Genomic DNA, 12,834 nt, shown 5'->3' with positions numbered 1-12,834 from the left:
CTCTATTCTTCCTTGTTCTACCTTCGTTTATTTGTCAAAAACTAATAACATATATAGCTAAACACGTAGCTATATATTAAGTTATTAACAGTCATTAATTGATTGTATATTTTCGAAAATACATTACTTCATTTTCAATGTACATATCGTCACGAAGGAGAGAACGAGCATGAAACTAGAGTCAATTGCCTTACATGAAGGTTACAAGTCGGAAGAAACCACTAAAGCTGCCGCTGTTCCGATTTATCAAACCACCTCTTATACTTTTGATAATACCCAGCACGGGGCTGATTTATTTGACCTTAAAGTGCCTGGCAATATTTATACCCGCATTATGAACCCGACTACAGATGTGTTGGAAAAACGTATTGCTGCGATGGAGGGAGGGATTGGCGCACTCTGTGTTGCCTCTGGAATGGCTGCTATTACTTATGCTATTCAATGTCTTTGTGAAGTGGGGGATAATATCGTCAGCACTAGCGAGTTGTATGGCGGTACTTATAATTTTTTTGCGCATTCTCTGCCAAGACAAGGTGTTGAAGCTCGAATGATTTCCCATGATGACTTTGCAGCATTCGACAATGCGATTGACGACAAAACTAAAGCAGTATTTTGTGAGTCTATCGGCAACCCGCGGGCAATATTGTTGATATTGCACGATTAGCCGAAATAGCACACAAACATGGTGTGCCTTTAATTGTTGATAACACCGTAGCTACGCCTTACTTATGCCGACCGTTCGAGTTAGGTGCAGATATTGTTGTACATTCTCTGACCAAATATATTGCCGGTCATGGTACGTCGATTGGTGGTGTGATTGTCGATTCAGGAAAGTTTGACTGGGTGGCAAATAAGGCTCGTTTCCCTGTTATGAATGAGCCCGATCCTTCTTATCATAATGTTGTTTACACAGAAGCCATGGGACCTGCTGCTTATATTGGCCGTTGTCGTGTTGTACCGTTAAGAAATACCGGCGCGGCATTATCGCCAATGAATGCGTTTCAAATTTTACAAGGTTTGGAAACTCTCGGTTTACGTATGGACAGACATTGTGAGAATGCTGAGAAACTTGCCGCATTTCTTCAACAACACAAAAAAGTTAAATGGGTAAATTATGCTGCTTTGCCTGATAGTCCTTATTTTGATGCTTGTAAAAAAATTACCAATGGTAAAGCCTCTGGCATTTTAAGTTTTGGTGTTGAAGGTGGCATTGAAGCTTGTGCGCGTTTTATTGATGCACTTGAAATGATCCTACGACTGGTAAATATTGGTGATGCTAAATCACTTGCTTGTCACCCTGCTTCTACAACACATAGACAGTTGAATGAACAAGAATTAGCTTCTGCAGGTGTTAGTGCAGATTTGATCCGAATTTCGGTTGGTATCGAGCATATCGACGATATTATTGCTGATGTTACCCAAGCTTTAGACAAAGCTTAAATCCACTATATTTGCCCTTGGAAGAGGGCATTTTTTTGTTTCGAAATTGTTGCTAATTACCATGTTAGTTCAAGGTAATAAATAAATACCTATCCGCTATTAACTAGATCTACAAAAAAGTCCTCAATAAAGCCTTCGATATAGTCATCAAAAGTCACCGTTTAAATATCATTATTGACCGATTCATTTTCGGTTTTTTATAATTCCATTATTCGTCATTTATCAACTTCAAATTTAGCCAACTTTTTATAATGTTCAAGGTTGTGGCATAATCTTGTTTTGAAGTGCACTACGGCCTTAATAAAGTCGTAAACGTGTATGTTTTTTCATTATTTTATATTTTCATCAGGTAGATATGACAGACAATAAACTAATTAATATTTTAAATACTTTAGATAATCATGAAGTGTTTTTTGGTCCACAGGGTTTTAAAAATGTGGCATCTGTCGCAGAGCTTAACAAAGCACAACTTGGTTTTGGTGTCAGTGAGTTAGGTCAAGCAAGTACTAATGAAGACTCAGCGACTACAGAACAAGGTAGTTGGCAAGCATCATGGCACGTTTTTGCTCGTGATACCGAATTGGGTGATCCTTATTTTGTTGATACCAATCAGCTTAGCTTGCCTGTTTACACCGGATTTTTAGGAGATAAGGGCTGGGAAGTAGAGCAAGTTGCCCTAAGTTTAGTCGGTTATGTTGCATGTATTAATTTGTTGTTCAGTCATGGTCAGCAAAACCAGGCGCAGTTTTTCCCAGACGAAAGTACTGTCACAGATGAAAGTATTTTAAAAATATTGGAGCAGCAATTGTTTGAAGCTTCTAGCTGTCAGCATTTTTGGCAGCTATTTATGCAGTGTTATCGAGATTGGCTGACTGAAGATTAGGCATTTCATAAAATGCTAAGTTCATAGCTAGCATTTTTACTTGAAATACATCGAAACTATTAATTTTAAGGCAATATTAGATGAATAACGCAGATAACTTTCAAGTTGAGCTAGTGAGCTTTCCTGATACAAAAATTGCAGTTTATGAGCACAGAGCTGCACCAAATTTGTTAGCTAATAGCATCGCTCAGTTTATCAACTGGCGAAAAGAAAACGCTTTGCCGCCGAGTAAAAGTAAAACGTTTAATATTATCTACGATGACCCGAATATAACTGCAGACACAGATTATCGCTTTGATATTGCATGTGCGATTATAGCGCCGGTTGGCGAAAATCAGCAGGGCGTTATAAGTAAAACTATTCCTGCAGGGCAATGTGCAAAGGTTCGCCTTACTGGCAGTGATGAAAAGTTAGCGGCTGTGATCAACTTTCTCTATGGTCAGTGGTTAAGCCGGTCAAGCTTTACATTAAGAGACTATCCACTCTTTTTAGAGCGAGTGTCCTTTTATCCTAGCGTTGCTCAGGAAGATGCTATTATCGATATTTATTTACCTATTCAATAAATGACTATAAAAAACGGCTGTAAAAGATGGCTATAAAAATTGCTCAATAAATAATACAAAAGGTACTTGAAACTATGAATGTAATGCTAGTTATCGCAGGTTTTCTGAGCGCGTTAGCTGCCGCTATACATTTAGGCTGTATATTCTTTGGTGCTTCATGGTATCGATTTTTTGGTGCCGGCGAGCACATGGCAATAATGGCAGAGTAAGGCAGCATGAAGCCGACAATAATAACGTCGGTTATAACCTTTATCTTGGTGCTTTGGTCATTTTATGCTTTTTCTGCCGCTGGCGTGATAACTCAACTGCCTTTTGTTCGCACTATCGTTGTGGTCATTGCTGGTATATATCTGCTGCGAGGTGTCGCGGGCTTTTATTTTATGAATAACCCACTTGGGCGAACACCTGAATTCTGGATTTGGAGCTCAAGCATTTGTTTGGTTATTGCTTTAGTACATATTTTAGGCTTAAAGCAGGTGTGGTCTACATTTGCTTAAAAACAATAGTCGCTCAAATAAACGCGGTTGAAACCTTTTCATTACCCTTTGACCAAAAGTCGATGATGCCTGTCTGTTCTTCAATATTTAGTCCTTAACAGCTGTTTTTTAACGTTATTCCCTGTAAATTTCCACTAAAAACCAGCTTTATTGGCTATATATAGCTATGTTTTATTTAGTGTTTAAGTCATAACCCTCTGATTTAACTATTTTACCTTGCTCTGCTAATGTTAATTTAAGCAAAAATTAAATTAGTGGTTGGACCAGTGGTTGGAACTGTGTATACTCGGTGGCACTTATGCAGAAATGCAAAAAAATTATTATTTAAAGTGTTAGGAGTTAGCCATGCTAAGTTATAAAGCGCCGATAGCAGACATCAAATTTTTATTTGAAGATGTATTTAATTATTACGACCATTACCAAAAGCATCCTGAATTTGAAGAAGCAACACCAGATTTGGTTGATGCTATTATGGAAGAGTGTGCAAAATTTAGTGAAAATGAACTCCTTCCTCTTAACCAAAGCGGTGATGAAGAAGGTTGTACCTTTGACAATGGTGTTGTAACAACGCCAAAGGGCTTTAAAGAAGCGTATCAAAAATTTGTTGAAGGTGGTTGGCCGAGCTTACCGCATGCTGTTGAGCACGGCGGTCAGGGCTTACCGGCATCACTTGGTATGGTCATGTCTGAAATGATGGGCACGGCAAACTGGTCTTGGGCTATGTACCCGGGGTTAAGTCACGGCGCCATGAATACTATTCATACTCACGGTACCCATGAACAAAAAGAATTATACCTAACGCGCCTGATTGAAGGCTCGTGGACCGGCACTATGTGTTTAACTGAACCACAATGTGGTACAGATTTAGGCCAAGTTAAAACTAAAGCTGAGCCAAACGGTGATGGTACATACAACCTAACAGGGACGAAAATCTTTATCTCTGCTGGTGAGCATGACTTAACTGAAAACATTATTCATATTGTATTAGCAAGATTACCCGGTGCGCCAGAAGGCACTAAGGGTATTTCACTCTTTATTGTGCCTAAAATGCAAACAGATGACCAAGGTAACGTTGGCGAATTCAATAATGTTTCTTGTGGCTCTATTGAGCACAAAATGGGTATTAAAGCTTCAGTAACGGCAGTACTTAATTTTGATAATGCCAAAGGTGTGTTAATTGGCCCAGAAAATAAAGGTTTAGAATGTATGTTCACCTTTATGAATACCGCACGTGTTGGTACAGCACTACAAGGTGTTTGTGCGGCTGAATTGGCTTATCAAAACTCATTGATTTACGCGAAAGAGCGTTTGTCTATGCGCTCTTTATCGGGCACTAAAAATCCTGAAAAAGTGGCTGATCCTATTATTGTTCATCCTGATGTTCGCAAAATGCTAATGACCCAAAAAGCTATTAGTGAAGGCGGCCGTGCGATGATTTATTACACCGCAAAATTGGTTGATGAAATTGAAAATGCTAAATCTGAAGAAGAACGTAAAAAAGCCGATAATCGTTTAGGTTTTATTACGCCCATCTTAAAAGCATTTTTAACTGAACTTGGACAAGAAAGTGCTAATCATGGTTTACAAATCTTTGGTGGACATGGTTTTATTAAAGAATGGGGCATGGAACAAATTGTTCGCGATACCCGTATTTCAACGCTTTATGAAGGTACTACTGGTATTCAAGCTCTTGATTTATTAGGGCGTAAAGTACTTATGACACGTGGTAAGTCTTTAAATGCATTTGCCAAAGAAGTACTTATTTTCTGTAAAGACAAGAGTATGATTTCGAGCAATCCTCACAGACGCCAAATGAACAAGTTTATCTGGCCTTTAAGTACTACCGTAGCGAAATGGCAACAATACACGATTCGTTTAGGCCTTAAAGCGAAAAAAGATCGTGACGTTATTGGCTCAGCTTCAGTCGACTTTTTAATGTATTCAGGTTACATCGTTATGGCTTATTTTTGGGCGCAAATGGCACAAGCCGCGTATGAAAAATTAGCGACTGATGTTGAAAATAGAGACTTCTACCGTGCAAAAATTAAAACGGCAGAGTTCTACTTTGAACGTTTATTACCACGGACTAAGTCTTTAGCTGTAACTATGATGGCAGATCCTAAAACCTTAATGCAGTTAGATGAAGAGTTATTATCTTTCTTGTAATCATTAAGGGTTATTTAAGCATTAGATAGTTCTATTTAGACAATAAAAATTTAAAGGCTGTATTTCATTTGAAATACAGCCTTTTTCGATCTATCAGCTCAAGTGAATATTTTAGTTTATACTCTTGTTGTTAACCCAAAGTGGAGGTTTTATGGATGAAATTACGAAATTTATTGCCGCTATTGACAATAAAACTAAACAAGATGATAGCCAAAAGCTGGTCAATTTATTAGCTGATGCATCCGGCTATAAACCTAGTTTACATGGCAATATTATCGGTTTTGGACAATATCATTATACATATGAAAGTGGACGAGAGGGCGATAGCATGGTTATTGGCTTTTCACCGCGTAAGCAAAATATTGCTATTTATATTATGCCCGGGTTTTCAACATTTCAATCACAATTAAAAATACTGGGCAAACATAAACTGGGGCAGTCTTGCTTATACATCAATAAGCTTGAGGATATCAGTCTTGATGTTTTAAAAGTTATAGCGACTTTGTCGGTTAAGGAAATGCAAAGTAAATATAGCTGCAGCGATAAATAGCGCAACAGCTATCGGCTTTATTCTGATTAGTTAACGTTAATCTATGCCTTGTTAAAGGCTCTTTATAGCTAAAACGGTGACGGAAACTGTCTTAATGTTTGCTTAATCTCGTCGAGTACTTCAGTTGTTAGTGGTTGTTTGAATGCGGCTATATTTTCTTCTAGCTGTTGCATATTGGTAGCACCAATAATGGTTGAAGTAACACCATTGACTTGTTCACACCAAGCTAAAGCCAAGTGTGCTGGCGTAATGTTATGCCGTTTAGCTATGTCTAAGTATGCTCGTACGGCTGCGTCAGTATTAGCATTATCTCTATAAAGACCATGGCGTTGTTCAAACGTCCAGCGGCTACCTTTTGGACGTTGTCCATTAAGGTACTTACCGGTAAGTGCTCCAGTAGCAAGTGGTGACCAAGGTAAGTAGGCGATATCTTCATGTACACAATTTTCAATTAAATACGGCCAGTCTTTGGTATGTAACAAACTGAATTCATTTTGTATTGATACCATGCGCGGTAAATTATGCTCTGAGCTGAGTTTAAGGTACTGATTAATACCCCACGGTGTATCGTCCGATAGGCCACAATAGCGAATTTTCCCTGCTTTAACACAGCTATCTAATCCTTGTAGAATATCTAACATTTCTTCATTTTGTTGTTCAGCATTAACTTGCGTATAGTTGATGTTATTCGGCCAGTGATTACCAAAGTGTGGTGATTGACGGTTAGGCCAATGCAACTGGTAAAGATCGATATAATCGGTTTGTAAGCGTTTTAATGAGCTTTCAACTGCGGTGATAACATTGGCTCCTGATATGTTACTGCCGTCACGAATATACGAAAAACCTGGCCCAGCAATTTTTGACGTTAAGACAATGTTTTTTCGACGTGAAGGGTTAGCATTAAGCCAATGGCCAATAATTTCTTCGGTTTTGCCGTAGGTTTTTTCTGTCGGAGGTACCGCGTACATTTCTGCAGTATCAATAAAATTTATACCTGCTGATTGAGCATAGTCGAGTTGGGCATTGGCATCATTTTGATTGTTTTGAAAGCCCCAGGTCATGCTGCCTAAACAAACAGTCGACACATCTAATGAGCTACTGCCTAATCGAACATATTTCATATGATTAACCTTTTATAATTCTTTTAAATAAAGAATGCTTGTTGCTGTGTTAGGGTTTTAAATAAGAATATTTAAACTCAGTTTATTATACGGAAAAAATCTAGTGTGTATGCCCGAAATAATGCTGTATTGCCATTGTGTTTAGTCCCTATTAAGAGCTGTTAAAATGACTTTCGGTAATTAAATGCTAGATTGCTATGTGTTAATTTAACTGATTTTATTAAGCTGAACAAAGCTTTAACTGACTTGCTATACAGGTTTTGTGTTGAAGGTGAGTTGTAATACCAAGTTGATTAATTAAGTGATCAAATGGGTATAACTGATGGGTATAACTGATTTTTATAAAAATTGTTATTTGCGCAATGTACGCATTTAATTATAGCTAAAAAAAAGCCCATTATTGCTATTCGCAGTAATGGGCTTTGTGGCAGTCATTTTTAATGAATAACAGTGATTAACCGGCTTTTAAGTCATCTGAGTCAAAGTCATCAACATCAATGGTCGCTTTACGAGAAACCTCAGTCGCCGTTAGCAGTGCGGCTTCTTCTTCAGTGATAATGTTTGCCGCTAGGCCTTTTTCAGCCACAAGGTCAAGTTGATAAAATGGCAGGCGTTGACCTAGTTCACGACAAATTTTGTCAAAAATAGGTTCACAAGCAATAATATCTTCAAGCGTTTGTTCTAACTGACCTAAAACATTTCCAGGCTCGCGAGTCAGGTATTGGCCTTGTCCTAAGCGTGTGCGCGTTTCATTAGGGTACTGTAGTAACGCAGCAACTTTATGATCCGTAATATCAGAAGGCTTTTTCAACCAACAACCAAGCGGTAAAATGATTAGTCTTAATACTTTCGCCACTACCCGATTTGGGAAGTTGCTAATAAGTTCATCAATGGCTTGTTGAATTTTAAATAGGCTGTCTTCTAAGGCCCACTGAACAAGAGGAAAGTCAGCACTTTGACGACCTTCATCGTTATAACGTTTAAGCGTTGCAGAGGATAAGTATAGGTAACTTAAAATATCACCAAGTCGCGCTGAAATGCGTTCTCGGCGTTTTAAATCACCACCAAGGGTCAACATAGCAATATCTGAAAGCATGGCTAAGTTTGAGCTAAAACGCGTCATTAACTGGTAATAACGTCTAGTATCATCATTATAAGGTGCACTTAAGGCATAACTGCCGGTAAATGAAAACCAAACACTGCGGCAAATATTACTAATAGCAAAGCCAATATGGCCAAACAAAGCATGATCAAAGTCATTTAATGCTTGGTCTTTATCTTGATTATTTGCTGCTGATAATTCTGCAAGCACATAAGGATGACAGCGAATTGCGCCTTGACCATAAATAATCATGCTGCGCGTTAATATGTTTGCACCTTCGACGGTAATGGCCACTGGAGCACCTTGATAAGAGCGAGCCAAGTAGTTACCTGGGCCCATACAAATACCTTTACCACCGTGAATGTCCATAGCATCGGCCACACACGAGCGCATTTTTTCGGTTAAATGATATTTAGCAATTGCCGAAACAACACTGGGCTTTTCGCCCATATCAATGGCGCCTGTCGACATGGTGGTTACTGCATCCATTAAGTAAGCATTTCCACCAATACGGGCTAAAGCTTCTTCAACACCTTCCATTTTACCAATAGATATTTTGAATTGGCGACGAATACGGCTATAAGCACCCGTTGCTAGCGCTAGCGACTTTATTCCGCCAGTGCTATTTGAAGGTAAGGTAATCGCACGACCAACTGACAAACATTCAACCAGCATACGCCAGCCTTGTCCTGCCATTTCAGGGCCACCAATAATGTAGCTTAAAGGAACGAATACGTCATCACCTTGGGTTGGGCCATTTTGAAATGGTACGTTAAGTGGGAAATGACGTCGACCGGTAATAACCCCTTCAATATCTGTTGGTATTAATGCACAGGTAATACCTAAGTCTTCTTCTTCACCTAACAAATGATCAGGGTCTTGTAATTTAAATGCTAAGCCTAATACTGTCGCAACAGGTGCTAAGGTTATGTAACGTTTGTTCCATGTTAAGCGCATGCCTAAGACTTCTTCGCCGTTAAACTCACCATGACAAACAATGCCGTAGTCAGGTATAGCGCCAGCATCTGAACCCGCTTCAGGGCTAGTTAAGGCGAAACAAGGGATTTCATCGCCTTTTACTAAGCGTGGCAAATAATAATCTTGTTGTTCTTTTGTCCCGTAGTGCTGCAATAGCTCACCAGGGCCGAGTGAATTTGGCACACCAACAGTTGACGATAAAACGGTACTCACACTTGAAAGCTTTTGCAAAACACGAGATTGAGCATAAGCACAAAATTCAAGGCCACCATATTGCTTTTTAATAATCATCGCGAAGAATTTATTATCTTTTAGGTATTGCCACACTTCAGGTGTTAAATCAGCAAGCTCATGGGTTGTTTGCCAATCGTCAGTCATGCGACAAACTTCTTCTACCGGACCGTCTAAAAACGCTTGCTCTTCTGCGCTTAATCTTGGTTTAGGGTAGTTATGCAGCTTTTTCCAATCAGGTGTGCCACGAAATAATTCTGCTTCAAACCAAGTGGTACCTGCATCAATAGCTTCTTGTTCAGTATCTGACATTTCAGGCATAATTCCCCGAAACATAGCCAGTAAAGGGTTCGAAATGTACTGCTTTCGAATATCAGCAATATTGAGTGGGAGGGCTATAATGGCAAAAATTAGCCAAGCGAAAAAACCGATGACATCGAAGAAAGTACCCACAATCATTAGCAAGGCAAATGCGATGGTAAATGTTGATAGTGAGGCGCGTGAATAAGCCATATACCCGCTTAACGCTATAGCAATGAGTATCCAAGTTAAGTAGTCCACATTTGATCCTTAATGTTGATATGTTGGCCGACGTTGGTTAAGGTCAGACCAGATTTGTATTTAAGCTTAATTCGTCTGCTGTATAATTTCAAATTATTTATCGATACTTAGCAGTCTATTCTGCGGTTATTTGTTGTTGTGTGTTAAAACAGTATTAATTAATGATCATATTAACCTAAAATGGAGAGGTAGCCTTGATTAATCTGATGTTAGTTTTTTATTTTAAGCTCTGATTTTAAGTTTTGATTTTAAGTAATGTACAATTTTATTTTTTCCTGACTGATACCTGAATTACAACACTGTACTTTTCAAGTATTCATCCTATCAATTTATTGTTTTGTTGGTTCTATTATATGTGTGAATTAATGGCCATGAGTGCCAATGTACCTACGGATATTTGTTTTAGTTTTAGTGGTTTAATGCAGCGCGGTGGTAATACGGGTCCGCATAAAGATGGTTGGGGTATTACTTTTTATGAAGGTAAGGGCTGTCGCAGCTTTAAAGATCCGTTACCTAGCGCCCATTCGCCTATTGCTCAATTAGTGACTGATTACCCTATTAAGAGTGAAACAGTGATCTGTCATATACGACAAGCAAATTCTGGCAATGTATCTTTGGTTAACACCCACCCGTTTGTTCGCCCTATGTGGGGTAAAAATTGGACTTATGCACACAACGGCCAATTAGCTGACTTTCAAGCTACGTTAGCAACAAAGTATCATTTGCCGATTGGAGAAACGGATAGTGAGCATGCCTTTTGTTGGATATTAGATCAGCTTTTACAGAAGTTTGACGGCGATGAGCCTAATTCAGAAGTGTTATTTCAGTATGTTATTGGGCTATGTAAACAAATTAATGAGCTCGGTGTGTTTAATTTATTATTAACCGATGGTGATTTTCTATTAGTTTATTGTACCAATAACTTGCATTGGCTGACTCGACGGGCACCGTTTGGTAAAGCGAGTTTAATTGATGCAGAAATGGTAGTGAACTTTGATCAAGAAACCACTGAAAATGATATCGTTACGGTCGTGGCAACTCAGCCATTAACCGATGACGAAACATGGCAAAAAATGAAAAAAGGTGAAGGTTTGTTATTTTGTAAAGGGCAATTAATTTACCAAAGCAGCTAAGTTAGTGATGACGAACCCTATGGCTAACAATGTGACATCAGCAAAATGGCTAAGAAAAGTAACTTTTAACTAAGCCACTTTTAACTAGGCCATTTTTAACTTAAGCAATGCTAACTATACCAAGGTTAACTTAGCTAATTAACAACCACTTATTTATAAAATATACCGTAAGTGAATTGATATTTAGCTATTTTTTTGCCGGTGTCGCCGGTTCAATGGCGGTAACAGACTTTAACTGTGCTTCAAATTGATCTACATCGCCTTTAATTTGATGTAGTTTAACTAACAAGTAATCTAGTTCTGGTGCAAACCAGGCATAAGTTACCCGTTTTTTCTCAATAACTTCACGTTTAAGTTTAATGGTTTTTACCAAACCATACGGCAACATGAGTTCTTCTTCACCGTCATATTGATAAACATAATTTTTGATAGAACCTGATGTTTTAATCACCGGATAGACAAAGTGCTCTTGCTCAGGGTTAGCGATCATATTCAGTCGATGCTGTAAATGATAACTGAGCGAGTCTTGAATGTTTTCAGGAAACTTTATGCTTTTGGTTCGCTCTTTTATTTCATCAACGGCAGTATTTTTTTCGGTATCATAGCGCCATTTATAATGCTTATCAGAGCCGGTGCCTTCGCGAAGATATTCAAAGCTTTTCGGCGTTACTTTATAGCCTTCAAGTTTTACAATTGAAGTTTCTTCACGAATATCTGAGAAAATTAGCCATTCGATATCGGTATGATAACTGTATTGCGCTAAGCCATTATCTAAATACGTTAATTCACGTGTTGCTTCACCAACCGTTTTAGATTTATGTAAAATAGTATATTTAGCATTAAATGCCGGGATCACTACACTATCGTTTTTCTCAGTTGCCACGACATTAAATGCCAAGCTAGAAAAAAGTAAAGCGGTATAAGGTAATGATTTCAACATGGTAAACTCTCTAGATTAAGGCTATTCTTCGCTAGCATACCCTGAAACTGGTAGGATTACACCATCAAATAATGCACTTTCTTTTACCATAGTTACGCGCTTAGTACAGCACCAATTAACGACCATGGGATAAATGCGATGTTCTTGTTGATGTACGCGCTGAGCAAGTTCATCGGCGGTGTCTTCTGGGAAAACAGGGACCTTAGCTTGTAAAATCACCGGACCGCCATCAAGCTCTTCTGTGACAAAATGTACACTGACACCATGTTCAGTATCACCGGCGTCAATTGCACGTTGATGAGTATGTAAACCTTGATATTTAGGTAACAGAGAAGGGTGGATGTTAATTAAACGACCTTGAAATTTTTGGACGAATTTAGCGGTTAAAATACGCATAAAACCCGCTAGCACAATTAAATCAGGCTGATAATTATTAATCTCAGTGATTAATGCACTGTCGTACTCTTCTCGGCTGTCAAAGTCTTTATGTGAAAGCACAGAGGTTGGTATTTCAGCATCTTGTGCTCGTGTGAGTCCATAAACGTCAGCTTTGTTAGACACTACAGCGACGATGTCGCCGCCGTAGTTGTCTTGCTTACTGGCATCAATAATCGCCTGTAAGTTTGTGCCGCCGCCGGAAATAAGTACTACTATTCGGCTTCGCATCAA

Annotated in this window: 11 protein-coding genes and 1 pseudogene; 8 read left to right on the top strand and 4 right to left on the bottom strand. The window is 38.7% G+C overall.

Annotated features, from left to right (window positions below):
* Positions 1–169: 169 nt before the first annotated feature.
* The 7 genes and pseudogenes from A3Q33_RS20190 (at position 170) to A3Q33_RS20165 (ending at position 6,099) form a co-directional block, all read left to right on the top strand.
* Positions 170–1,440, top strand: a pseudogene (locus tag A3Q33_RS20190) (O-acetylhomoserine aminocarboxypropyltransferase/cysteine synthase family protein).
* A 355-nt stretch (positions 1,441–1,795) separates the two neighbouring features.
* A complete protein-coding gene (locus tag A3Q33_RS20185; RefSeq protein WP_081181978.1) occupies positions 1,796–2,323 on the top strand; it encodes a hypothetical protein in 528 nt (175 codons plus the stop codon).
* 80 nt (positions 2,324–2,403) lie between these two features.
* Positions 2,404–2,886 carry an AraC family transcriptional regulator gene (locus A3Q33_RS20180; RefSeq protein ID WP_081181976.1) on the top strand — a complete coding sequence of 161 codons (483 nt, stop codon included), beginning with the start codon at positions 2,404–2,406 and terminating at the stop codon, positions 2,884–2,886.
* Positions 2,887–2,960: 74 nt separating this feature from the next.
* Complete coding sequence (locus A3Q33_RS21130; RefSeq protein ID WP_353615513.1) at positions 2,961–3,095, top strand: hypothetical protein; 135 nt, start codon at positions 2,961–2,963, stop codon at positions 3,093–3,095.
* Positions 3,096–3,101: 6 nt separating this feature from the next.
* Entirely contained in the window at positions 3,102–3,383 is a 282-nt protein-coding gene (locus A3Q33_RS20175; protein ID WP_353615512.1) for a hypothetical protein, read from the top strand.
* Between the two features lie 345 nt (positions 3,384–3,728).
* Complete coding sequence (locus A3Q33_RS20170; RefSeq protein ID WP_081181973.1) at positions 3,729–5,549, top strand: acyl-CoA dehydrogenase C-terminal domain-containing protein; 1,821 nt, start codon at positions 3,729–3,731, stop codon at positions 5,547–5,549.
* Between the two features lie 151 nt (positions 5,550–5,700).
* Positions 5,701–6,099, top strand: coding sequence for a DUF1801 domain-containing protein (locus A3Q33_RS20165; RefSeq protein ID WP_081181971.1), 399 nt, complete (start codon positions 5,701–5,703; stop codon positions 6,097–6,099).
* A 68-nt stretch (positions 6,100–6,167) separates the two neighbouring features.
* On the opposite strand, the gene A3Q33_RS20160 is transcribed toward A3Q33_RS20165, so the two are convergent.
* Positions 6,168–7,220, bottom strand: coding sequence for an aldo/keto reductase (locus A3Q33_RS20160; RefSeq protein ID WP_081181968.1), 1,053 nt, complete (start codon positions 7,218–7,220; stop codon positions 6,168–6,170).
* Positions 7,221–7,674: 454 nt separating this feature from the next.
* A complete protein-coding gene (gene fadE, locus A3Q33_RS20155; RefSeq protein WP_081181966.1) occupies positions 7,675–10,092 on the bottom strand; it encodes an acyl-CoA dehydrogenase FadE in 2,418 nt (805 codons plus the stop codon).
* Positions 10,093–10,445: 353 nt separating this feature from the next.
* On the opposite strand from fadE, the gene A3Q33_RS20150 reads away from it, so the two are divergent.
* Positions 10,446–11,225 carry a class II glutamine amidotransferase gene (locus A3Q33_RS20150; RefSeq protein ID WP_081181963.1) on the top strand — a complete coding sequence of 260 codons (780 nt, stop codon included), beginning with the start codon at positions 10,446–10,448 and terminating at the stop codon, positions 11,223–11,225.
* 187 nt (positions 11,226–11,412) lie between these two features.
* On the opposite strand, the gene A3Q33_RS20145 is transcribed toward A3Q33_RS20150, so the two are convergent.
* Both A3Q33_RS20145 and purN read right to left on the bottom strand, forming a co-directional pair.
* Positions 11,413–12,165, bottom strand: a complete 753-nt coding sequence (locus tag A3Q33_RS20145) for a DUF3108 domain-containing protein (protein WP_081181961.1) — start codon at positions 12,163–12,165, stop codon at positions 11,413–11,415.
* 21 nt (positions 12,166–12,186) lie between these two features.
* Positions 12,187–12,831: a phosphoribosylglycinamide formyltransferase gene (gene purN, locus A3Q33_RS20140; RefSeq protein ID WP_081181958.1), complete on the bottom strand. Its 645-nt coding sequence runs from the start codon at positions 12,829–12,831 to the stop codon at positions 12,187–12,189.
* Between the last annotated feature and the right edge of the window lie 3 nt (positions 12,832–12,834).

Origin of the sequence: Colwellia sp. PAMC 21821 (assembly GCF_002077175.1) — a bacterium.
Lineage (GTDB): Bacteria > Pseudomonadota > Gammaproteobacteria > Enterobacterales > Alteromonadaceae > Cognaticolwellia.
Note: the sequence above shows the minus strand (reverse complement) of the source record. Positions and strands in the feature narration are given on the sequence as shown.

Bases quoted from the DNA above. Each gene is read 5' to 3' on its own strand.
- A3Q33_RS20185 (WP_081181978.1), top strand. From the start codon at position 1,796: ATGACAGACAATAAACTAATTAATATTTTAAATACTTTAGATAATCAT.
- A3Q33_RS20180 (WP_081181976.1), top strand. From the start codon at position 2,404: ATGAATAACGCAGATAACTTTCAAGTTGAGCTAGTGAGCTTTCCTGAT.
- A3Q33_RS21130 (WP_353615513.1), top strand. From the start codon at position 2,961: ATGAATGTAATGCTAGTTATCGCAGGTTTTCTGAGCGCGTTAGCTGCC.
- A3Q33_RS20175 (WP_353615512.1), top strand. From the start codon at position 3,102: ATGAAGCCGACAATAATAACGTCGGTTATAACCTTTATCTTGGTGCTT.
- A3Q33_RS20170 (WP_081181973.1), top strand. From the start codon at position 3,729: ATGCTAAGTTATAAAGCGCCGATAGCAGACATCAAATTTTTATTTGAA.
- A3Q33_RS20165 (WP_081181971.1), top strand. From the start codon at position 5,701: ATGGATGAAATTACGAAATTTATTGCCGCTATTGACAATAAAACTAAA.
- A3Q33_RS20160 (WP_081181968.1), bottom strand. From the start codon at position 7,220: ATGAAATATGTTCGATTAGGCAGTAGCTCATTAGATGTGTCGACTGTT.
- A3Q33_RS20150 (WP_081181963.1), top strand. From the start codon at position 10,446: ATGTGTGAATTAATGGCCATGAGTGCCAATGTACCTACGGATATTTGT.
- A3Q33_RS20145 (WP_081181961.1), bottom strand. From the start codon at position 12,165: ATGTTGAAATCATTACCTTATACCGCTTTACTTTTTTCTAGCTTGGCA.
- purN (WP_081181958.1), bottom strand. From the start codon at position 12,831: ATGCGAAGCCGAATAGTAGTACTTATTTCCGGCGGCGGCACAAACTTA.